The sequence below is a fragment of the Paenibacillus sp. RUD330 genome (assembly GCF_002243345.2).
Classification (GTDB): Bacteria; Bacillota; Bacilli; order Paenibacillales; family Paenibacillaceae; genus Paenibacillus_O.
The window spans coordinates 4151137-4173510 of sequence record NZ_CP022655.2 but is presented as its reverse complement, the minus strand read 5'-3'; the positions used below and the strand labels follow the sequence as shown (position 1 = coordinate 4173510).

At 59.1% G+C, this 22374-nt stretch carries 18 protein-coding genes; 15 read left to right on the top strand and 3 right to left on the bottom strand.

Annotation, left to right across the window (positions count from 1 at the left end; all coding sequences use genetic code 11):
• Window positions 1-163: 163 nt before the first annotated feature.
• The 10 genes from CIC07_RS19125 to serC all read left to right on the top strand — a co-directional run bounded on the left by CIC07_RS19125 (window position 164) and on the right by serC (window position 13672).
• A complete protein-coding gene (locus CIC07_RS19125) occupies window positions 164-1759 on the top strand; it encodes a S1C family serine protease (protein ID WP_076353843.1) in 1596 nt (531 codons plus the stop codon).
• Between the two features lie 162 nt (window positions 1760-1921).
• The gene (locus tag CIC07_RS19120; protein WP_048748714.1) at window positions 1922-2617 is read left to right on the top strand and encodes a response regulator transcription factor; all 696 of its coding nucleotides are present in this window, start codon (window positions 1922-1924) and stop codon (window positions 2615-2617) included.
• A gap of 2 nt (window positions 2618-2619) precedes the next feature.
• Window positions 2620-4095, top strand: coding sequence for a sensor histidine kinase (locus tag CIC07_RS19115; RefSeq protein WP_076353845.1), 1476 nt, complete (start codon window positions 2620-2622; stop codon window positions 4093-4095).
• Between the two features lie 64 nt (window positions 4096-4159).
• The gene (locus CIC07_RS19110; RefSeq protein ID WP_076353847.1) at window positions 4160-5110 is read left to right on the top strand and encodes a 4-hydroxy-3-methylbut-2-enyl diphosphate reductase; all 951 of its coding nucleotides are present in this window, start codon (window positions 4160-4162) and stop codon (window positions 5108-5110) included.
• 13 nt (window positions 5111-5123) lie between these two features.
• Window positions 5124-5654, top strand: a complete 531-nt coding sequence (locus tag CIC07_RS19105) for a DUF2062 domain-containing protein (protein WP_076353849.1) — start codon at window positions 5124-5126, stop codon at window positions 5652-5654.
• 160 nt (window positions 5655-5814) lie between these two features.
• The gene (locus tag CIC07_RS19100; RefSeq protein ID WP_076353851.1) at window positions 5815-8232 is read left to right on the top strand and encodes an ArnT family glycosyltransferase; all 2418 of its coding nucleotides are present in this window, start codon (window positions 5815-5817) and stop codon (window positions 8230-8232) included.
• A gap of 13 nt (window positions 8233-8245) precedes the next feature.
• The gene (locus CIC07_RS19095) at window positions 8246-9289 is read left to right on the top strand and encodes a glycosyltransferase family 2 protein (RefSeq protein WP_083687866.1); all 1044 of its coding nucleotides are present in this window, start codon (window positions 8246-8248) and stop codon (window positions 9287-9289) included.
• Between the two features lie 277 nt (window positions 9290-9566).
• Entirely contained in the window at window positions 9567-10628 is a 1062-nt protein-coding gene (gene aroF, locus CIC07_RS19090; RefSeq protein ID WP_076353853.1) for a 3-deoxy-7-phosphoheptulonate synthase, read from the top strand.
• Window positions 10629-10961: 333 nt separating this feature from the next.
• Window positions 10962-12386, top strand: a complete 1425-nt coding sequence (gene glnA / locus CIC07_RS19085; protein ID WP_048748719.1) for a type I glutamate--ammonia ligase — start codon at window positions 10962-10964, stop codon at window positions 12384-12386.
• A 197-nt stretch (window positions 12387-12583) separates the two neighbouring features.
• Entirely contained in the window at window positions 12584-13672 is a 1089-nt protein-coding gene (serC, locus tag CIC07_RS19080) for a 3-phosphoserine/phosphohydroxythreonine transaminase (RefSeq protein ID WP_076353855.1), read from the top strand.
• Window positions 13673-13766: 94 nt separating this feature from the next.
• Here serC and CIC07_RS19075 read toward each other — a convergent pair whose 3' ends face one another.
• Window positions 13767-14492: a response regulator transcription factor gene (locus CIC07_RS19075; protein ID WP_021879075.1), complete on the bottom strand. Its 726-nt coding sequence runs from the start codon at window positions 14490-14492 to the stop codon at window positions 13767-13769.
• Window positions 14493-14617: 125 nt separating this feature from the next.
• On the opposite strand from CIC07_RS19075, the gene trmL reads away from it, so the two are divergent.
• The 3 genes from trmL to CIC07_RS19060 all read left to right on the top strand — a co-directional run bounded on the left by trmL (window position 14618) and on the right by CIC07_RS19060 (window position 16706).
• Window positions 14618-15082 carry a tRNA (uridine(34)/cytosine(34)/5-carboxymethylaminomethyluridine(34)-2'-O)-methyltransferase TrmL gene (gene trmL / locus CIC07_RS19070; RefSeq protein WP_076353857.1) on the top strand — a complete coding sequence of 155 codons (465 nt, stop codon included), beginning with the start codon at window positions 14618-14620 and terminating at the stop codon, window positions 15080-15082.
• Window positions 15083-15262: 180 nt separating this feature from the next.
• The gene (locus tag CIC07_RS19065; protein WP_076353859.1) at window positions 15263-15511 is read left to right on the top strand and encodes an AbrB/MazE/SpoVT family DNA-binding domain-containing protein; all 249 of its coding nucleotides are present in this window, start codon (window positions 15263-15265) and stop codon (window positions 15509-15511) included.
• A gap of 217 nt (window positions 15512-15728) precedes the next feature.
• A complete protein-coding gene (locus CIC07_RS19060) occupies window positions 15729-16706 on the top strand; it encodes an aldo/keto reductase (protein ID WP_076353861.1) in 978 nt (325 codons plus the stop codon).
• A 254-nt stretch (window positions 16707-16960) separates the two neighbouring features.
• Here CIC07_RS19060 and CIC07_RS19055 read toward each other — a convergent pair whose 3' ends face one another.
• A complete protein-coding gene (locus CIC07_RS19055) occupies window positions 16961-18568 on the bottom strand; it encodes a helix-turn-helix domain-containing protein (protein ID WP_076353863.1) in 1608 nt (535 codons plus the stop codon).
• Between the two features lie 53 nt (window positions 18569-18621).
• Entirely contained in the window at window positions 18622-20424 is a 1803-nt protein-coding gene (locus CIC07_RS19050; protein ID WP_094248193.1) for a cache domain-containing sensor histidine kinase, read from the bottom strand.
• A gap of 222 nt (window positions 20425-20646) precedes the next feature.
• Here CIC07_RS19050 and CIC07_RS19045 point away from each other — a divergent pair, with 222 nt between their 5' ends.
• The gene (locus CIC07_RS19045; RefSeq protein WP_076353867.1) at window positions 20647-21525 is read left to right on the top strand and encodes a carbohydrate ABC transporter permease; all 879 of its coding nucleotides are present in this window, start codon (window positions 20647-20649) and stop codon (window positions 21523-21525) included.
• The gene (locus tag CIC07_RS19040) at window positions 21525-22355 is read left to right on the top strand and encodes a carbohydrate ABC transporter permease (protein WP_076353869.1); all 831 of its coding nucleotides are present in this window, start codon (window positions 21525-21527) and stop codon (window positions 22353-22355) included. Before CIC07_RS19045 ends, CIC07_RS19040 begins: the two co-directional genes overlap by 1 nt.
• The last annotated feature ends 19 nt before the right edge of the window (window positions 22356-22374 follow it).

Here is a 22374-nt window from a genome sequence, read left to right as displayed (position 1 = left end):
TTTTCAGTTTCTTTTAAGGTAGATTGTGCAAGATAGACACATAACCATTCCACGCTGGTTCCACGGACGGCAAGGCCGCGGGCAAGCCATTCCGCAGGCAGTCCGGCGCCTCCCGCGGGGAGGATGAGGGAGCTCATTTCATAGAATCGAGGAGGAATTTTCGATGGAAGACAATCGCAATGGCAACGGCCGCTTCGACGGATTCTGGGACGAAGAGAGCAAGAAGAACGAGGAACGCGCCAAACAGGATTCGCCGGACAGCTCCGGCGGCGAGCGCCAGGAAGGCTCCTCTTATTACTATTCCTACGGCCCCTTCCGCCAAGGACAGCCCGATCGGCAGGAGCCGCGCCGGGAAGGGCAGCCTTCCGGAAGCTACGGCGCTTCCGAGGAGCGCCCGCAGGAGGGCCAATCGCGCGAGGTCGTCGTGACGCCTCCACGCCAGCTCCGTCCGTTCGTGCCGGCTTCGAATGCAGGCAAGGGCGAGTGGCAGACCGGCGGCGGAAGCGGCGGCAAGCGGCGCGGAGGAGGCTTCCGCACCGCGGCCGTATCCTTCCTCGCGGGCGTGATCGCGGTCGGCGGCCTGATGTGGGCGTCGGATGAGAACGATTGGTTCACGAAGGGACAGGCGCTGAGCTCTTCCGGCGTCGTATCGGGCCAGGGCGACAACACCGCGACCGCCAGCAAGGTTTCTACGGCGGCCGACACGACCCGTCCGATGAACATCTCGCAGATATCGGAGAAGGCTTCGCCTGCGGTCGTGCTGATCACGACCTACAGCAGCGCCAGCAGCTCTTATGGCGGCGGCCTCGACAGCGATCCGTTCTTCCGCCAGTTCTTCGGCGACCAGTTCGGAGGCGGCGGCAGCAGCCGCGGCCAGCAGGGCGGCGAGCTGCAGGAAACGGGGCTCGGCTCCGGATTCTTCTTTGAGAAAGACGGCTATATCCTGACGAACCAGCACGTCATCGACGGCGCGCAGCAGATCAAGGTGAAGGTTCAGGGCACGACCAAGGAGCTGGAAGCGAAGCTGCTCGGAGCGCGCAAGGATCTCGACCTCGCCGTGCTCAAGGTAGAGCCGCAGGACGGCAAGGACTTCCCGACGCTGCCGCTCGGCGACTCCGAAGCCAGCAGCATCGGCGACTGGCTCGTCGCCATCGGCAACCCGAACGGCTTCGACCATTCCGTAACGGTCGGCGTGCTGAGCGCCCGCGAGCGTACGATCCAGGTCGCTTCGGAATCCGGCGGCACCGCACGCAACTACCAGCATCTGCTGCAGACGGACGCCTCCATCAACCCCGGCAACTCCGGCGGTCCGCTGATCAATATGAACGGCGAAGTCATCGGCATCAATACCGCCATCAGCGCGGACTCGCAGGGCATCGGCTTCGCGATTCCGACGAGCACGATCAAGGAAGTCGTGGATCAGCTGAAGGCCGGCCAAAGCTCGGCTCCAAGTCCGTTCATCGGCGCGACGCTGGCTGACATCACGGACCAGATGAAGCAGGAGCTCGGCCTCAGCAGCACGGAAGGCTCCATCGTCCGGGAAACGACGTTCAATGCTCCGGCCTACAAGGCGGGCCTGCAGCAATATGACGTCATCACCGGCATGGACGGAACGAAATACAAAACGAAGGAAGACCTGATCGCGGTCATCCAGAAGAAAAAAGTCGGCGACAAGGTGACGATGAACGTCATCCGCAACGGCAAGACGATGGACATCACGATCGAAATCGGGGACAAGAGCAAGTACAACGTCGAATGACCGTACGACGAATGTCCGGTTGTTCCGGAGCGCAGGCGTAGTTACGCCTGCGCTCCTCTTGTGTCCGCCCCGCCGGGGAAGCGGGACGGACCGGCTGCGGTTTTCAATTCGCCGCCGGCTGAGGTAGGATAGAATCAACGAGCAAGCGAGGGGAGCTGGGCCATGAGACCGCATATCGTGGTGGTAGACGATGATGAGAAGATTACATCCATGCTGCGCCGCAGCCTGGCGTTCGAGGGATACGAGGTCACGACGGCCGGCAACGGGCTGGAAGGACTCAAGGCTCTGCTCGGAGCCGATCCGCAGCTGCTGATCCTGGACGTCATGATGCCGCAGGTGGACGGCTGGGAAGTATGCAGGCGCGTCAGGGAAGGCGGCAGCGCCGTGCCGATCCTGATGCTGACCGCCAAGGACGATATCCATGACCGCGTGAAGGGGCTCGATCTCGGCGCGGACGATTATCTGGTGAAGCCGTTCGCGCTCGAGGAGCTGCTGGCGCGGGTGCGCGCGCTGCTGCGCCGCAAGCCGGACAAGCTGGAGGAGCCGGGCAACCGGCTGTCCTTCGAGAATCTCATTCTCGACCTGGATTCCCGCGAGGCGATGCGCGGCGGACGCCGCATCGAGCTGACCGCCAAGGAATTCGACCTGCTCCATCTGTTCATGCAGAATCCGAAGCGCGTCCTTACCCGAGACTCCATCATGGACAAGATCTGGGGCTACGATTACAGCGGGGAGTCGAACGTGCTTGAAGTCTATATCGCCATGCTGCGGCAGAAAACCGAGGATGCCGGTACGGACAGCCGCCTGATCCAGACGGTCCGTGGCACCGGTTACGTCCTCCGCGGAGGAGTGAGCTAGAAGTGTCCATCCGATTCAAGCTTACGCTTACCTACAGCGCGATTCTTGCCGTCATCCTCATCGTCATGGGGGGGACGGTTTATGCTTTTCAGAGCTATAAGGCCTATTCCGATGTGAAGAACAAGCTGGAAGCCCAAGGGAAGGATTTGAGCAACCAGATTCAGCAATACAGCATTTTGGATCCTGGGCAGTTGCGGGTGAAGCCCTCCTCTCTGCAGCAGGAAAAATCCTATATCCAGATTGTTGATTACCGTGCTGGAACCTATAGGCTTTCGGCGGAAATGGAACAGTACAATCTTCTTTTTCCCTTCGAGAAGGATGCTGCGCTTGTTGCCGAAAAGGCCCGGTTCGCCAAAACCAATGTCAATGGCTATCCCTTTTACGTCTACCAGTGGCCGATTGTGGACATGAGCTCCAAGGTCGTGGGACTGCTGCAAGTGGGGTATCTTATTAATGTCCAGGATAATTCGCTGCAGCAGCTCCGCACGATTCTCGTCTTCACCTCGCTGATCGGCCTCGTCGTCGCTTTCACCGTCGGGATGCTGATGGCCCGCCAGTCGCTGCGCCCGATCGAGATCGTCATTCAGGCCGCGGAGCAGATCGAGAAGGGCTCCGACCTCAGCATGCGCATCGCCTGGTCGGGTCCGAACGACGAGCTGGGCAAGCTCACCGATACGCTCAACGGGATGTTAGGGCGCATGGAGCTGGCCTACAACGAGCTGGACGAAGCTTACGACGCGCAGCGCCGATTCGTCTCCGACGCCTCGCATGAGCTGCGTACGCCGCTGACGACGATCCGCGGCAATATCGATCTGCTCGAGAAGATCTGGAAGCCGGCTCTCGAGGACGGCACGAACCGAATCCCCGAGGTTTCCGAGCATGAAGCGATGCGTCAGGAAATGTCCCGCGAGGCGATGAGGGATATCGGGGACGAGGCGCGGCGGATGAGCCGGCTCGTCAACGATCTGCTCGCCCTGGCGCGGGCCGACGCGGGCTTCGTCATGGAGAAGAAGCCGGTGGAGCTGACTGCGGTCGTCGAGGATGTCGTGCGGCGCGCTTCCATGCTGCCGCGCACGGCAAGCTGGAAGCCAGGGGATCTTTCTTCCTTGGAGGGAGTCGGCGTCCTCGGCAATGCCGATTATTTGCGCCAGCTGCTCTTCATCTTCATCGAGAACGCGTTCAAGTACACGCCGGAGGGCAGCGTCATGCTGCGTGCCGTCGTCAGCGGCGCCCAGGCAGGCATCATTATCCAGGATACCGGCCTGGGCATGGAGCCCGAGCAGGTTCCCCATATCTTCGAGCGGTTCTACCGTGCGGACGAATCGCGCGGAATCACGAGCGGCACCGGGCTCGGACTGTCCATCGCGAAGTGGATCATCGACGAGCATGAAGGCTCCGTCGAGGTGCGGACGATTCCGGGAGCGGGAACGACGTTTACGGTTTGGCTGCCCATCGCCTTTTCTGTGCATGTCGAATAGAGTATAATGAATACAGTGCGGCCGTACCGGATAGTTCAAGCCGGCCGGGAAAGCAGGTATTTCGATGGAAGTGGTCAAGATTTCGCCGCGCGGCTATTGCTACGGCGTCGTGGATGCCATGGTGCTGGCTCTTCAGACGGCTCGCAACCTGGATCTGCCGCGTCCCATATACATTCTGGGCATGATTGTGCACAACGGCCATGTGACGGAGGCATTCAAGGAAGAAGGCATCATTACGCTCGACGGAGAGAACCGCTTGGAGATTCTCGAGCAGGTGGAGAAGGGGACGGTCATCTTCACCGCGCACGGAGTGTCGCCGGAGGTGCGGCGCCGCGCCAAGGAGAAGGGGCTGACGGTCGTCGATGCGACCTGCCCGGACGTGACGAAGACGCATGATCTCATCTCCGAGAAGACCGCGGAGGGCTACCATATCATCTATATCGGCAAAAAAGGCCATCCGGAGCCGGAAGGCGCGGTCGGAGTCGCTCCCGACCTCGTGCATCTCATCGAGAGAGAAGCGGACATCGAGGTGCTGGATGTGCCCGGAGACCGGATTCTCATCACGAATCAGACGACGATGTCCCAGTGGGATATCCGCCATCTGATCGCGAAGCTGCTGCAGAAGTACCCCGCGGCTGAGATTCACAACGAGATTTGCCTGGCTACGCAGGTTCGCCAGGAGGCGGTCGCCGATCAGGCCGGTCAGGCCGAGCTGACGATCGTCGTCGGGGATCCGCGGAGCAACAACTCCAACCGTCTTGCCCAGGTATCGGAGGAGATATCCGGGGTGCCGGCTTATCGGATCGCCGACTTGTCGGAGCTCAAGCTGGAATGGCTGCAAGGCAAGCAGCGCGTATCGGTGACATCCGGCGCCTCCACGCCGACGCCGCTTACGCGCGAGGTCGTCGATTTTCTGGAACGTTACGACGAGAAGGATGCTTCCACCTGGGAATTGAAGCGTACGGTCGACATGAAGAAGCTGCTTCCCAAGATCAAGACCAAGTCGGGCGCATAAAGAGGGTAGGAAGATGGCTGGCAATATAGCAAAATCCAGACCGAGGCCGATGTCTGCCCGGATCGGACGCTGGATCCGGTACAAATTCATACAGCTGCTGAGAGCTCCTGGCGGTCCGTCCTTCGTGGCGATGGGCTTCTCGATCGGATTGTTCTGTGAAATGTTCACGCTGCCTACGTACGGGCTGGCATTTTTCCTGATCTTCCCTCTGATCTATATGCTGCGAGGCAGCCTCGCAGGGGCTCTGATCGGCTTCGTCATCGGGAAGGTCATCTATCTGCCGTTCGCTTATCTTCACAACAAGGTCGGCGGATGGGTGCTCCCTACCCATCTCGTGTTCGACATTCCGTTTGTCGGGGCGGAGGTCAACCGGTTCCTGCTTCTCAACTTCAAGCTGATTGTCGGCGGCGTCATCGACGGCATATGGCTGGGCGCTCTGCTGTTCTTCCCCGTCCGTGCCCTGCTGCGGTATTATGCCGCGCGGCGCAAGGAGAAGCGCAAGCAGCGCCGGGTGCTCCCGCCGACCCGTACGGTATCGGAATGATTCATTACCCCGTACGGTCGTTCCTAAGCGTTTCTTCTATTAATAGAAGAAGCGCTTTTTTCTATCCGTTCTATTTCTGCGATTGGGAAGGTCGTTCATTTAAGGTTCATTTTGGCCGCTTACAATGAGCCCATGACCCGATAGAGGAGTGGAGATAGAGATGGAGATCAGGGAGAGGGCAAGATCCGGCAGGCGGCTGGATCTGGTGCTGGCCGCCGCCATGCTGGCGTCCGCTTTTTTGAACCTGTACGGAATAGGGAAGGAAACCTACGCCAATACGTATTACACGACTGCGGTAGGCAGCATGCTGCAGAGCTGGCATAATTTCTTCTACGGCTCGCTGGACTCCGCCGGCTCGGTGACGGTGGACAAACCCCCGCTTGCCTTCTGGATCCAGACGGCGTTCGCCTACGTATTCGGCTTGCATGGCTGGAGCGTCATCCTGCCGCAAGCGCTGGCTGGAATCGGCTCGGTGCTGCTCATCTACCTGCTCGTGAAGCCTGCCTTCGGGCTCGCGGCCGCGCGCATCGCAGCTTTCGGGATGGCGCTGGCTCCGGTCGGAGTCGCGGTGGCGAGAACGAACAATATCGACGCGATGCTCGTCTTCACGCTCTTGCTCGCGGCGTGGTTTCTGCTGCGAGGCGTACGAGGGCAGCGGACGGGCAGCCTGCTGGCATCCTTCGCCCTGATCGGAGCGGCATTCAACATGAAGATGCTCCAGGCGTATATGGTCCTTCCGGCCTTTTATCTGCTCTATCTGCTGGCGGTACGCTTCCCTTGGAAAAAGAAGCTGGCTGTGCTGGCCGGAGCAACGGTCCTCATGCTGGCCGTATCCGTATCCTGGGCGGCAATCGTAGACTCCGTTCCGGCCGACAAGCGGCCCTATATCGGCAGCAGCACGGGAAATTCGGTGCTGCAGCTCGCTTTCGGCTACAACGGCGTTTCCCGGCTGACGGGAGACCGCAGCCCCGGTGCCCAAGGCGGCGCCGGCGGCTTCCCCGGAACGATGGCTCCGGGCGGCGTCTTGCCTGAAGGCGGCCAAGGCCAGGGCGGAATGCAGCCGGGAAATGAAGGCGGCGCGGGGCAGGACGGACAAGCGCAAAACGGAACCGGCGGCACGGGACAGGACGGCCAGCCTCAAAACAGCCGCAACAGCGCGGGCGCGGACGGCCAAAGCCAGTGGAACGGCTCCGACCGAGCCGGCCGCTTCGAGCGGGCGGGAGGAGCGGCCGGCGTTCCCGGAGGCTTCGGAGGCAATGGAGGCGGAGCCGGCGGCATGTTCGGCACCGGGGAGAAGGGGCCGCTCCGCTTGTTCCAGCAGGCTCTCTCCGGCCAAGCGAGCTGGCTGCTGCCTTTTGCCCTGATCGCGGCAGTCGCACTGCTCTCCACATGGAGACGGAAATCCATGACGGACAAGCATAAGGAAACGCTGTTCTGGCTGGCCTGGCTTATTCCCGTCGGCGGATTTTTCAGCATCGCCGGCTTTTTCCACCAATATTACCTCATCATGCTCGCTCCTCCGGCAGCGGCCTTGTTCGGGGCAGGCTGGAGCGAGATGTGGGCGAAATACCGCCAAGGAAGAGGCTGGCAGGCCTATCTGCTGCCGGCTGCCGTCGCGGCGACCTCGATGTTCCAATGGTACATCCTGCGTCCTTACGAGAGCACGATCGGCGTAGGCTGGTCGCTCGCGGTCGCGGGGCTTGGACTGCTCGCCGCGCTCATCCTCGCCGTCCTGAATTCGCGCGACAACAGCGCTGCGGTCCGGTGGACCGCCGTCGCGGCTGCCGCGGTGCTGCTGATCGGCCCCGCCTACTGGTCGGCGACTCCGATCGTGTACGGCCAGAACTCGATGATCCCCGCAGCCGGTCCCGACGGCCAGAACAGCATGGGAGGCGCAAGGGGCGGCTTTGCCGCCTCCGGCTCCAGGAACGGCGGGCAATGGGAAGCGATGAACGGAGGACAGGGCGGATGGCCGAATGCATCGGAACAGGGCGGATGGCCGAATTCCTCCGGGCAGCCGGGAATGCAAGGAGGCCTGCAAGGCCAGCCCGGTTCGGCGGGAGGCGGCGGAAGCGAGGGCTTCTCCGGGACCCAAGAGGCCGGGGGAGGATTCCCGGGCCAAGCCGGGGGCTTCCCGGGCGTGCCGGGAGGAGCCGGAGGCAGGGAAGGAAGCGAGAGCTTGAACGAAGGGCTGCTCGCCTATTTGAAGCAAAACCAAACGACCGACTATTTGCTCGCCGTGTCCGATTACGGGACAGCCGCTCCTTATATCGTGGAGGCCAAGCAGAAGGTCGTCATCCTGCACGGCTTCCAGAGCTCGGATCCGGTCTATGACTCTGCCAAGCTGGAGCAGCTGGTGAAGTCGGGCAAGGTGAAATATTTCCTCGTCGGAGGATCGGGCGGAGCAGGCGGCCGCGATGGCGGCAGCGACCTCAACGCCTGGATCGAAGAGCATGGCAAAGCCATAGACGCGAGCGAGTACGGCGGTTCCCAGGCGGCGAGCCCGGAGAGCGCTGAATCCGGCAGCGCCCTGCTCGGACGCAGCGGCGCCGTTCTATACGAAGTAACTCTGGATTAGGGAGGCATGGAGCATGAGCCAGGTTCAAGTATCGGTGGTCATCCCCGTGTACAACGAAGAAGAGGTGCTGCCGGAAACGTATCTTCGTCTGAAAGGCGTGATGGAGGGCATCGGCTGCCGCTACGAGCTGATCTTCGTCAACGACGGCAGCCGCGATCTTTCCGGGGCGATGCTCGAGGATTGGTCCCGCAAGGATCCTACGGTGCGGCTGCTTGAGTTCTCGCGCAACTTCGGCCATCAGATCGCGATCACGGCCGGCATGGACCATGCCGGCGGGGATGCCGTCGTCATCATCGATGCCGATCTGCAGGATCCTCCCGAGCTGATCGTCCCGATGCTGGAGAAGTGGCGGGAGGGCTACGACGTCGTGTATGCCAAGCGCGTCAGCAGAAGCGGAGAGACCGCGTTCAAGAAATGGTCCGCCAGTCTGTTCTACCGCGTTCTGCGGGCATCGACGGATATATCCATTCCGGTCGACACTGGAGATTTCCGCCTGATGGACCGCCAGGTGCTGGAGCAGATGAAGCGGCTGCACGAGAGCAGCCGCTTCGTCCGCGGGCTTGTCAGCTGGGTCGGCTTCCGCCAGACTGCGCTGGAGTACGAGCGCGACGAGAGATTTGCCGGAGAGACGAAATACCCGCTGAAGCGGATGGTGAAGCTGTGCCTGGACGGGATTACTTCCTTCTCGACCAAGCCGCTCAAGGTTGCGGGTTACGCGGGAGCGCTGCTGTCGGCGACGGGATTCGTCTATCTGGTCGTCGTCCTGTGCCAGGCCTTGTTCACCTCCGGCACGATGAAGGGATGGGCGTCGATGATGGCGGTCATGCTCCTGTTCAACGGCTTCGTGCTCGCCATGCTTGGCGTTCTCGGCGAATATGTGGGGCGGATCTATGAGGAGGCCAAAGGACGGCCGCTCTATATCCTGCGCGAAGCGAGAGCTCGTCCGGCGTCCGGCGAAGGCGGCGGCGGAGCATCCGGACCGAGAAGGCCCGAACCCTTCTCCTATCCCGGCGCGCCGGCTGTCGGAATGAGCCGGAGAAGCTCCACGGGCCGCTGACGGCTGCTCCCGGAGCAGAGGTCCGCTTTGTATCGGCGTGGCCGAAGCTGCAACAACCAGCACCATGTCTTGAATTCGATTCCTCGGCATGAATAGCGGAACAGGCTGGCCGGACCCTTCCGGCCGGCCTTTTTGGCATCCATGCGTCTCGGGGAGCATATCTTGTGGAAACAGATCTTGACGCAAGCGGAGCAACCTTGTATAGTTACTTTATCAAATAAAAGCATAAAAGCTTAAAAGCGAACAAGCGCGAAAGCGGAACGGAGCGTGTTTAGAAATGATCGTCATTACCCAATCATCCATTAGCGAAGAGCGCATACAGGAAATCGTAGCCCACATCGAGCGTGCGGGCGTGCAGGCGCATGTCTCCCGCGGCACCGACCGGACCGTCATCGGCATCATCGGCAAGGCGGAGCCGGCCCTGGCGGAGCATCTGCGCCAGATGAAGGGCGTCGAGAATGTCATCAAGATCTCCAAGTCCTACAAGCTGGCGAGCCGCGACTTCCACCCCGACGATACGATCATCGAGATCAAGGGAGTCAGGATCGGCGGCAGCAATCTTGTCATCATGGGCGGTCCATGCGCCGTGGAGACTCCGGAGCAGATCGACGAGATCGCCCGCCTCGTCAAGGCAGCCGGCGGCCAGGTGCTGCGCGGCGGCGCCTTCAAGCCGCGCACGGGTCCGTACAGCTTCCAGGGCGTCGGCGTGGAAGGGCTCGAGATGATGGCGGAAGCGGGACGGCGCCACGGCTTGCTCACGATAACGGAAGTGATGACTCCCGAATACGTCGATATCTGCGCGGAGCATGCCGATATTCTGCAAGTGGGCACCCGCAACATGCAGAACTTCGATCTCTTGCGCAAGCTCGGCACGATCCAGACGCCGGTCCTGCTCAAGCGCGGATTCAGCTCCACATATGATGAATTCCTCAATGCGGCGGAATACATCCTGGCGGGCGGCAATCCCAATGTGATGCTTTGCGAGCGGGGAATCCGCACCTTCGAGACATACACCCGCAATACGCTCGATCTGGCGGCGATACCGGTGCTGCAGGGGCTCAGCCATCTGCCGGTCATCTCGGACCCGAGCCACGGAACGGGACGCCGCGAGCTGGTGGAGCCGATGGCCAAAGCTTCCGTGGCTGCAGGCGCCAACGGGCTCATCATTGAAATGCATACGGATCCCGACAACTCCATGACCGGAGACGGCGTCCAGTCGCTGTTCCCCGATCAGTTCGCCCGCCTGCTCAAGGATCTGGAGAAGCTCGCGCCGATCGTCGGCAAGAAGTTTGACACGAGCAAGGCGGAAGCGGATCAATTCGCAGTCTGGCAGAAGTAGAATCGGCTTCCTGCAGGAGAGATAAAGAAAGCGCTTCCGCATAAATATGCAAAGCGCTGAATTTCGACAGTTGCCGCCAATATCGATATTGTTCGTAATACATCCGTAAACCCTTTTACGTCAAGGGATTACGGATGTTTGCGTTGAGAGCGTCCGCAGAATGTGAATATTGTATAAATGTTGTGAGTATTGCTTACACTTGTTCCAAAAATACCTGACATACCTATTGACGCTTTAAAGCAACGGTTTTATAATTACTTCAAGGTTTAGAGCCAAAGTTGAACAATCTCGGTCTTAACTAATGCTAACGTTCGGAAATGGAGGAAATTTTACATGTCAGTTCAAAGCGTATTGGACAAAATCAAAGAAAATAACATCCAGTTTGTCGATTTCCGGTTCGTGGATCTTTCCGGCCGTGCTCACCACATCACTCTTCCTGCGACGGAAGTTGACGGTGACACGTTCGTGAACGGCGTCGCATTTGACGGTTCCTCGATCCCTGGCTTCCGCGGCATCGAAGAATCTGACATGGTCATGATGCCGGATACCGGTTCGGTGTTCCTGGATCCATTCACGGATCACCCGACTTTGAACGTTATGTGCAATATCTTCACACCGGATGGCGAACGCTACGACCGCGACCCGCGGAGCATCGCCCAGAAGGCAGAGGAATTCCTCCAATCCTCCGGCGTAGGCACGACAGCATTTTTTGCCCCTGAGTCCGAGTTCTTCGTCTTTGACGACGTGCGTTACGAAAGCTCGATGAACTCTTCCTCCTACTTCGTCGATTCCGAAGAAGCGGCCTGGAACACGAACCGCAAGGAAGAGGGCGGCAACCTGGCGTTCAAAGTAGGCGTCAAAGGCGGCTACGTGCCGGTTGCCCCAGTCGATTCCCAGCAAGACCTTCGCAGCGAGATGGTCCGCCTGATGCAGGAAGCGGGACTCCGCGTCGAGCGCCATCACCATGAGGTGGCTACGGCCGGCCAAGCGGAGATCAACTTCCGCTTCGATACGCTGACCAAGACGGCCGACAATCTCCTGCTCTACAAATACATCGTGCACAACACGGCCCGCCAGTACGGCAAAGTGGCTACGTTCATGCCGAAACCTCTCTTCGGAGACAACGGCAGCGGCATGCACGTCCACCAATCGATCTTCAACGGCGATTCGCCGCTGTTCTACGAAAAAGGCGGCTACGGCAACCTGAGCGAAATGGCGCTTCATTACATCGGCGGCATTCTGCATCACGCTCCGGCGCTGATCGCGCTGACCAACCCGAGCACGAACTCCTTCAAACGCCTTGTTCCAGGCTACGAAGCACCGGTCAACCTCGTGTTCTCCAAGGGCAACCGTTCCGCTGCCGTTCGTATTCCGGTCGCAGCTGTTACGCCTAAGGGCTGCCGTATCGAGTTCCGTACGCCGGACTCCACGGCGAACCCGTACCTTAGCTTCGCGGCGATGCTGCTTGCAGGGCTGGACGGCGTGAAGCGCAAAATCGATCCGACCGCGCTCGGATTCGGTCCTTACGACAAGAACATCTACGAGCTGTCCGACGAAGACAAAAAAGAAATCCGCAGCGTCCCAGGATCCCTGGAAGAAGCTCTGGATGCGCTGGAAGCCGATTCCGGGTTCCTTACCGAAAACGGCGTCTTCAGCCAGGACTTCATCGACAACTATGTCGCCTTCAAGCGTCAGGAAGCAAAAGCCGTCGCTATCCGCGTCCATCCGCATGAGTACGGCCTCTATTTCGACTGCTAATCCGGACTTATCCCATTCAAGATCAGAAGCTCCCTTATCGGGAGCTTCTTTTTTTGCTCAAAGACGAATGATAATTGATTTTTCCTCATGCAGCGTTCGTGAAATTATCACTTGAACGAGAGAGGTAATCTTGTTAAGATAGCCATAACTTTATTGGAGTGTATCTTTCCAGCGACAGAGACAGGGGTGCAAGGAACATGACGAAGAGGGCTTACAATTTCAACGCAGGACCTGCGGCATTGCCGCTTGAAGTGCTTCAGCAGGCGCAGGAGGAATTTGTCGATTACAAGGGTGCCGGCATGTCCTTGATGGAAATGTCGCATCGAAGCAAGCTGTTCGAGGGCGTCAACGACGAGGCGGAGCAGCTGCTGAGGGAGCTTCTCCAAATTCCGGATTCCTACAGCGTCATGCTGCTGCAAGGCGGCGCAAGCACGCAATTCGCGATGGTGCCGCTCAACTTCCTTCATCAGGGATTGATCGGAGCGTACGTGAACAGCGGCAGCTGGGCCAAAAAAGCGATCAAGGAAGCGAAGCTGATCGGCGAGACAGCGATCGCCGCCACCTCGGAGGGCTCCAAGTTCACCCGCATGCCGAGTCTCGAAGAGATCGTGCTGCCTGACAACGCAGCTTATCTGCATCTGACTTCCAATGAGACGATCGAGGGGACCCAGCTCCCGTTGTTCCCGGATACGGGAGAGGTTCCGCTTATCGCCGACATGTCCAGCGACATCATGTCGAGGCCGCTCGACATGAGCCGGTTCGGCATGATCTATGCCGGCGCCCAGAAAAATCTGGGGCCATCCGGCGCGACGATCGTCATCGCTCGCAACGATCTGATCGCCAGCAGTCCTGCGGGACTTCCGACGATGTTCCGTTACGACACGCATGCGAAGTCCAAATCCCTCTACAACACGCCGCCTTCCTTTGCGGTCTACATGATCGGGCTTGTGCTCAAATGGCTCAAGGGCAAGGGCGGCCTGGCCGCCGTCGAGCAGACGAACAGGGACAAGGCGGCTCTCATCTACGACGCCATCGACGGGAGCGGCGGCTTCTACAGCGGGGTGGCCGACACCGGCAGCCGCTCGCTGATGAACATCACGTTCCGCCTGCAGTCCGATGAGCTGGACAAGGAATTCGTCCGCCAATCGGAGGCGGAAGGATTTGTCGGGCTGAAGGGCCACAGAGATGTCGGCGGCCTGCGCGCTTCCGCTTACAACGCGGTTCCGCTCGCAAGCTGCAAGGCGCTTGCCGACTTCATGACGGAGTTCCAGAGGAAGAACGGCTGAGCAAGCGGAACATAGGAAGAGCCCTTGCCTCTTGAGGCAAGGGCTCTTGCGTTAACGGCAGGCGGTGAAGGAAACGGATGCATGAAGGGAGGATTCAGGCCATTGCCGCTGTCTGGTCCTTGGGGGATGGGCCTGTAAGCTTGTATCCAACATTGCGGACCGTCATAATATACTCGGGAGACCGGGCGCTCTGTTCGATCTTGTCCCGGAGATGGCTGATATGGACGTCGACGATCCGAGTATCGCCGAGGAAGTGGTAATCCCATACGCCCTGCAGGAGCTGCTGCCGGCTCAGCACCTTGCCGCGATGGCGGCAGAGGAAGACGAGAAGCTCGAATTCCTTGGGCGTTAGCTCGACCTGCTCCCCGTTCAGATGGACCTCGCGCTTGGCCAGATCGACCTGCAGCGGTCCGACTTCATAGCTGACTTCGGCATGGATGCCGGGATAACCTTGCATTCTCCTGAATATCGCGCCGATCCGGGAGACGAGCTCCTGGGGGCTGAACGGTTTGGTCATATAATCGTCCGCGCCATTGTCCAGTCCCGCGATGCGGTCGGACACATCCTGCATGGCGGTGAGCATGACGATCGGAACGGCGTTGCCGCGCCGGCGCAATTCCCGGCATACCTCGATGCCGTCCATCTTGGGAAGCATCAGGTCGAGCACGATGAGGTCCGGGCGGAAAGGCTTGAGCATGTCGAATACAGCCATTCCGTCGTGGACGGACCGCACTTCATAACCTGCAAGGTTGAGATTGAATTCTAGCAGCATCGAGATGGATGGTTCATCGTCAACGACCAGCACTTTTTTCTTCGTCACCTTGTTCGGCTCCTTTTACCAGATCTTGACCCCAGTATACAGCCCGAGCTTCAGATAGGAATTAAGGCTGCGTAAAAGGAATGTAAAGTCCACCCAGAAGTTTGACCGAAAGGAAGTCGCAAACCATGTCTTATCATATCGTTCTGGTGGAGCCGGAGATCCCGGCCAACACCGGCAATATCGCCAGAACCTGCGCGGCCACCGGAGCGCATCTGCATCTTGTCCGCCCGCTCGGCTTCAATACCGACGACCGGACGCTCAAGAGAGCCGGCCTGGACTATTGGCATGCCGTCCAGGTCCATTATTACGATTCCTTTCAGGAAGTGAAGGATGCTTTTCCGGAAGGCAGGTTTTTCTACGCCAGCACCAAGGCATCCAAACGCTACGACCAGATGGATTATCGGGACGGAGACCTGTTCGTATTTGGAAAGGAAACCAAAGGGCTGCCTCCCGAGCTTGTCGCGGCCAATCCGGATACGGCGATCCGCATGCCGATGACAGGCAGCGTCCGTTCGCTCAATCTGTCCAATTCGGCGGCGATCGTCCTGTTCGAGGCGCTCAGGCAATCGGACTTTCCCGGCTTGGCTTGAATATTTGGCGTTCTGTCCAAAAGTTGGAGAATATTAAGCAACTATGAACAGAGGAAGGATTTGCTTCCTCCCATGGAGAATGGTAGGAGAAAAGGACATCCATACGCCCTGTTGCATGATTTGCAAGCCGAAGGGTTGGTTGTGACTAGATAATTCAGACATAAGGAGCGGATACAACCGATGAAACCGGCTGGAGTCGTACGAAAGGTCGACCAATTGGGCCGCATAGTGCTGCCCAAATCCCTGCGCAAGCGTTACCAGATGAACGAAGGGGATCCTGTGGAAATCCTCGTTCAAGGAGATCACATCATTTTGGAGCGATATCGTCCGCGCTGCGTCTTCTGCGGATCGATGGAGCAAGTGGCTGATTTCAAGGAACGTTATTTGTGCTCGGAATGCATGGGCCAGATGCAGCATCTGCGCCGCTGATCGTGGAATGATGGCAGGGAAGCCCGATATGCGGGCCGATCTGTGCAGGCAGCTTCGGAAGCAAGGCCGTGAGGCCGGGCTCCGGGGCTGTTTTTTTGTTCCGGTTCAGCCGTCCATCACGTCCGGGAGGAAATGGTTGAAATTTCCTGAATATTCAGTATGATAGGGACATTCCGACAGCCTGCTGACAGGCCGGAGCGACAGGAGGAAGGTCCATATGGAATATACGAGGCTGGGCAAGACCGGACTGGAGGTATCCCGGTTATGTCTGGGATGCATGAGTTACGGAATTCCGGATAGAGGCTCCCACCCATGGACGCTGGACGAGCAGGCGAGCCGGCCGTTCATCCGCAGAGCGCTTGAGCTTGGCATCAATTTCTTCGATACCGCCAACAGCTATTCCGACGGCACGAGCGAGGAGATCGTAGGCAGGGCGCTCAAGGATCTTGCGCGCCGCGACGATGTCGTGATCGCGACCAAAGTGTATTTCCCCACGCGCCCCGGTCCGAATGGCGGCGGCTTGTCCCGCAAGGCGATCATGGCGGAAATCGACAACAGCCTGCGAAGGCTTGGCACCGACTATGTCGACCTGTACCAGATTCACCGCTGGGATCCGGGAACTCCGATCGAAGAAACGATGGAAGCTCTCCATGATGTCGTAAAAGCCGGGAAGGCGCGGTACATCGGCGCTTCATCCATGTATGCCTGGCAGTTCCTGCAAGCCCAGCATGCGGCGGAGCGGGGAGGCTGGACGAAGTTCGTGAGCATGCAGAACCACCTGAATCTGCTCTACCGGGAAGAAGAGCGGGAGATGCTGCCTCTATGCGAGGAGCTTGGCGTCGGCGTCATCCCCTGGAGCCCGCTCGCCCGGGGACGCCTCGCCCGCGACTGGGACCAGAGCAGCGGCCGCTTCGAGAGCGATCTGCTCATTCCGCGGCTGTACGCCTACTCGGAAAATTCGGACCGGGTCATCGTCGAGAGGGTCGGGCAGGTCGCGGCGTCGCGCGGCGTGCCGCGGGCGCAGGCTGCGCTAGCGTGGGTGCTCGGCAAATCCGCCGTGACGGCGCCGATCGTCGGAGCGACCAAGCCTCGGCATCTCGAGGACGCCGTCGCGGCTCTGTCGCTTGAGCTGACTCCGGAGGAGACGGCGCTGCTCGAGGAGCCGTATATTCCCCATCCCGTACTCGGCCACTGAACGGGAACGACGAATAAGCCCCGGCATGATAACATGCCGGGGCTTGTCTGACGATCAGCGTCATCGGATGGGATTATAGTCCCTTGGTCTTGTCGTCGTTGTAGGCCGCCGTGAACATGGCCGTCAGGAACAGCAGGGACACGACAAGAACCACGATGAATGGAACGGACATATGTAGCACCTCCGAACGAATTGATTTCATTATACCCAACCTGCTGGAAAAAGAAAACGGTTCTATTTGTGAACAACCTGTGTCAATCCTCTTTGCGGTATTGACCTGGAGAGCATCCCGAATGCTTCTTGAATACCTTGCTGAAATATTTCTCGTCCGAGTATCCGACCTGGCTCGAGATCTCCGCGATCTTGAGGGAGGATCCCAGCAGCAGCCGGCCGGCCTTGTCCATCCGCAGCTTCTCCACGTAATCGCTTAGCGTCTGTCCCGTTTCCTGACGGAAGCGCCGGCTCACATGCTCGCGGCTGAGAAAGAAGCGGGAAGCCAGCGTCTGCAAGGATAAGTCTTCCTCCAAATGGCCGTCGATATACGAGATCATCTCGGCGATGATGCTGCGGTCCTGCCGGACTCTCTTGAGCAGGCTTTCCATCCAGTCCAGCAGCAGCAGCCGGAACTCCTTCTCGGTCTCGTCGAGCAGCAGCCGTCCGTCTTCGGCGAACCGGACCGGCAGGGGCGCTGTCCGGGACTTGGCCTGCTCGTCTTCGGCATCCTCCGGCAGGAATTCCTTAAGCAGGCGGGTAGTCATCATTTCGCTCTGCCGTTCCCAGAGGGCGAGATCGCCAGGCGTGACGATGCCGGAGCGGCGGACTTTGCCGAACCATTCCGTCAGAGCGGCGGTCGCTTCCGCAGGATTGCGGATTTGCAGTGCGAGGCGGAGCGGCTCCTCCAGATCGGTCAAATGCGGCGCGGCCGAAGGCTGCACGGTTCCCGCATGCGCGATCCTCACCCCCGCGGCGAGGAGATTGCGGCGCTGAAGCGTCTGCCTCGCGGATTGGACGGACAGTCCGGTCTGCTCGGCCTCGGGCACGAGCCTGCCGATGCCGGCATACAGATCGGCCCTAAGCGTCATTCGCACGGCTTCGAGAAGCCTGGCCGTCCTATCCGCGATGAAATCATGTCCTTCCCAGAACAGGGCGATCACTTCATCGGCATCATTGGGGGACCGGAAAGCATATCCGCACTGCCATTCGCTGCGCATCAGATCGTTGAATACGTTGATGATGGCGAACTCGAGCAGCTCCTTGTCGCCGCGGAACCGCTTGAGCAGCTTCTCCTGAACCGGAAACAGGCTGAAGACGGCAGTCTGGAAAGCCCCTTGCCGGGGAAAGCCCTGAAATTCGGAGCGGAGCTGCGCGGCAGCCGGCTCGGACTCGTTCGATACCGATGCCAGCTTGCCGAACAAGTGGCTCCAGTAGACGGGCTTGTATTGGTTCATGGCGATTCCGCTCTCGACTTGGCGCTGCCGTTCCTTCGTTTCCTGGCACCAGGATCCGATCGCGCGCTTGGAGGCTTCCATCAGCTGATCCGGATCGATCGGCTTGAGGATATAGTCGATGCCGCCGTACTTCATCGTCTTGCGCACATAATCGAAGTCGTTGTAGCCGCTGATGGCGATGATCTTCGTCTGGGGATAATGGTCGCTCAGCCACTCCATGAAGCGCAGCCCGTTCGTGATGGGCATATGCACGTCCGTCAAGACGAGCGCGGGCAGATGCTCGGCGACGAGCAGCTTGGCCGCTTCGCCGTTGTCGGCTTCAAGAATGAGGTCGACGCCAAGCTCCTTCCATTCCACAAGCAGCTTGACGGCTTCCCGGGCATGGGTTTCGTCGTCGACGATCAATATATTCATGATGATTTTTCTCTCCTGTCTCTATATAAAGGGGCATCACGGAGGCCCGCCGGTCAATCTCCGGCAGGAATGACCAGCGTGACCATCAGCCCGCCAAGCGGTGCGGCTCCGGATTCAAGCTCCATGCGGGCGTTCTCGCCGCAGTGCAGCCTCAGCCTCGCTGCGACGTTGGCCAGTCCGATATGGCTGCCCGACTCGTCTCCGATCTCTCCGTCCCGGCTGATCCGCTGCCTGACGGAGGCCAGCTTGCCTCCATTCATCCCGGGACCGTTGTCCGCGATTTCGATTGTGATCCGGTTGTCCTCCAGCCGGGTGCGGATCGAGACATGGACCATGCCTCCAGCGGGATCAAAAGCATGCTTGAAAATATTCTCCACCACCGGCTGGATAATCATCCGCGGCACGGAAGCCCGCTGCGCGTCGGGATCGCCGGATATCTCATAGGTCAGCTTGTCGCCGAACCGATGGCGCTGCAGCTCCAGGTAAGACCGGGTATGATCGATTTCCTGGGAAATAGAGACAAACTCCTCGGCCGTATTCATGGAGTAGCGCATCATTTTGCCGAGCTGCATGATCAGCTTGTACAGATCCGGGACTCCCCGCTGCAGAGCCGTCGTGCCGATCGATTGCAGGGCATTGTAGAGGAAATGCGGATGGACCTGGGCTTGCAGCGCCTTGAGCTGATTCGTCTTGTTCGCCAGCTCGAGCCGATATTCGCGAAGGACCAGATTGTTGATCGTCTCCATCATCATCCGGAAGCGCCGCGCCAGCTGTCCGATCTCATCGGACTGGCGCAGATGGATATCCGTCTCGAGACGGCCGGACTGGATCTGGTTGACGTAGCCCGTAAGCTGCTTGATCGGCCTGGTGATCCAGAAGGATACGAACAGGGCGGTCAGCGTCACGAGAAGCAGGGAACCGAGCAGCACCCATGTATTGGCCTGCGTGATCTGACGGGTCGCTCCATGCAGGACGGAGGGAGGGATGCGCTTGACGAGCACCCAATTGTGATCGCCGGCTTCCAGCGATTCATAGATGAACACGCTTTTGGAATGGGAGTCCTTCAGCTCCACGTTGCCGCTCTCCCCGGCGGAGGCAAGCTTCAGGATCGGATCGGCCCAAGGCTCCTTGAGCTTCAGGCCCTTGCCGTACTGTCCGGGTCCGTAGACGATGGTTCCGTCATGCGCGAGCAGGAACACCTCCTCGCCGCCGCCGGCGCTGTACAGCTGGGCGCAGATGGAATCGATGACCTCGGTCGTAATGTCCAGCGCAAGCGTGCCCATCTGCTTGCTGCTCGGAATTTGATAGACCGGCCGGATCAAGGTGATGACGGGCCGGGACAGGATCAGCGGCGTGGAGTTGATGCCATAGTTGCTGCTCATATGAAGAGGCTTGATCGTATAAGTGATGTCGTCCTCCAGCGTCGTTCCGGGGGCAGCCACGATTTGGTCTATCCGCTTGTACTGTCCGCGGGAGAAGAGGTATCCGCGCTCCGCCCTGCCCGAATGGAGGTAGACCTGATAGATTTCCTTGACCGACGAGGACATGATCTGGAGGCTGACGAAAATCTGGTTGTCGACGAGATAGTCGCTTCGTCCTGTTTCAAGCGTCCTGTACAGGGTAGTGTCCGAATAAGGAGCGAGAGACGTTTGGAAAAAAGACTGAAAATAGTTGGCCAGGTTGGTCTTGCCCTGGTAAAGGAGGCTCGAGTTCTGCCGAACCGTGTCGTTGGCGACGAAATCCGCTGTCCGTGTATTGGTGATGATGAGCGATGCCAGCATCGGAACCGCGATCGCCAGCAGCAGGAAGACGGCCAGCTTGGTTCGGATGCTTCGCTTGATCCAGTAGAATTTCAAGCTCCGATGCTCCTTTATGGGCCTATTTAACTACGCCCTTATCGTATTATAGCGGTCCCGATTGGCGGCATCAATATTTTCCCCCTATTGAGTCATCATCCTCAGTGGGAGCCGGGAAAGCGAAAGCGTATACTTGATGAAAATCAACAAGCTGTCCGGATAATGGCGCTTGGCAATGGAAAGACTTACTACGATTCCTTCTAGAGAAAGGGGAGAAACGGGATGAAAAGCAAAGGATGGTCGAGCCAGTGGCTCCAGCAGATCGTATTCACGGGCCCTGCGACACTTGCGTTCGCGATAATCGTCGCACTTCCCTTCTTCATGGGCATGTTTTACTCCATTACGGACTGGAATGGGGTTGGAGGGTATAATTTTGTCGGATTCGACAACTTCTCCCGGCTGTTCCATGACCAGACATTCATCAACTCCTTCAAGTTCACCGTGAAATTCACGATCGCAGCCGTCATCCTGTCGAACCTTGTAGGCTTCCTCTTGGCGCTGCTGCTGACGCAGCCGGTCAAATCCCGCAACGTGCTGCGGACGATCTTCTTCATGCCGAACGTCATCGGCGGCCTGCTGCTCGGCTTCATCTGGCAGTTCATCTTCGTCAAAGGCTTTACGGCCGTAGGCGACAAAACGGGCTGGGCGTTCTTCAACCTGCCTTGGCTCGGCGACGAGCCGACCGCATTCTGGGGCATCGTCATCGTGACGATCTGGAGCACGGCGGGTTACCTGATGGTCATCTACATCTCCGCCCTCATCAACGTTCCCCGCGATTTGATCGAGGCGGCTTCCATCGACGGAGCGACTGCCTGGCAGCGCCTGCGCCATATCACGGTGCCGCTGATCATGCCTGCCGTCACGATCGCGCTGTTCCTCGCGCTGTCGTGGTCGTTCAAGTCCTTCGACATCATCCTGTCCCTGACCAAGGGCGGACCGTACAACTCGACGCAATCCGTCGCGCTCAACATCTACAACGAGGCGTTCCAGAACAACAACTTCGGTTACGGCACGGCGAAGGCGCTCGTATTCTTCATCGTCGTCGCGCTGCTGACCTCGCTCCAGGTGTACCTGACTAAACGCCGGGAGGTGCAGGCTTAATGGAAACGTCCCGATACCGCATCAGCACATTCGTGCTGGAAATCATCGCGCTGCTGGTCGCGCTCGTCTTCCTGGTGCCGTTCTACTTCCTGGTCAGCAACTCGCTGAAGAAGTACGGGGATATCCTGCTCGACTCCGCATCCTTGCCGAGTCCCGCGACGTTCGACAACTTCACGAGGGCATGGGATATCATGAAGTTCCCGGCTTCGTTCGCGAACTCGCTCGTCATTACGCTGGCGAGCATCATCGGGCTTACGGTCATCTGCTCGATGGCCGCATACCGGATGGTTCGCCGTCCGACCAGGTACAACAACCTGCTGTTCATGCTTTTCGTCGCAGCGATGGTCATTCCGTTCCAATCGATCATGATTCCGCTCGTCAAGACCGCGAGCTGGTTCCATCTGACGAAGAGCCTTCCGGGCCTGTGGGTCTGTTATATGGGCTTCGGTTCGTCGCTCACGATCTTCCTCTATCACGGCTTCGTGAAGTCGATTCCGCAGGAGATCGAGGAATCCGCGACCGTGGACGGCTGCTCGCCTTACGGCGTCTTCTGGAGAATCGTGTTCCCGCTCCTCAAGCCGATGACGGCCACGATCATCATCCTGAACAGCCTCTGGATCTGGAACGACTTCCTGCTGCCGAACCTGATTCTCGGCGAAGGCCAGCGGACGATTCCTCTGTCCACGTACAGCTTCTTCGGCCAATACACGAAGCAGTGGGATCTGGCTCTTGCCGGTCTCGTCATGGGCATCCTGCCGATCCTGATCTTCTTCCTGACGCTTCAGCGTCATATCATTTCCGGCATTACGGCCGGTTCGGTAAAAGGCTGATCCTGCCGGCTCGGTAAAG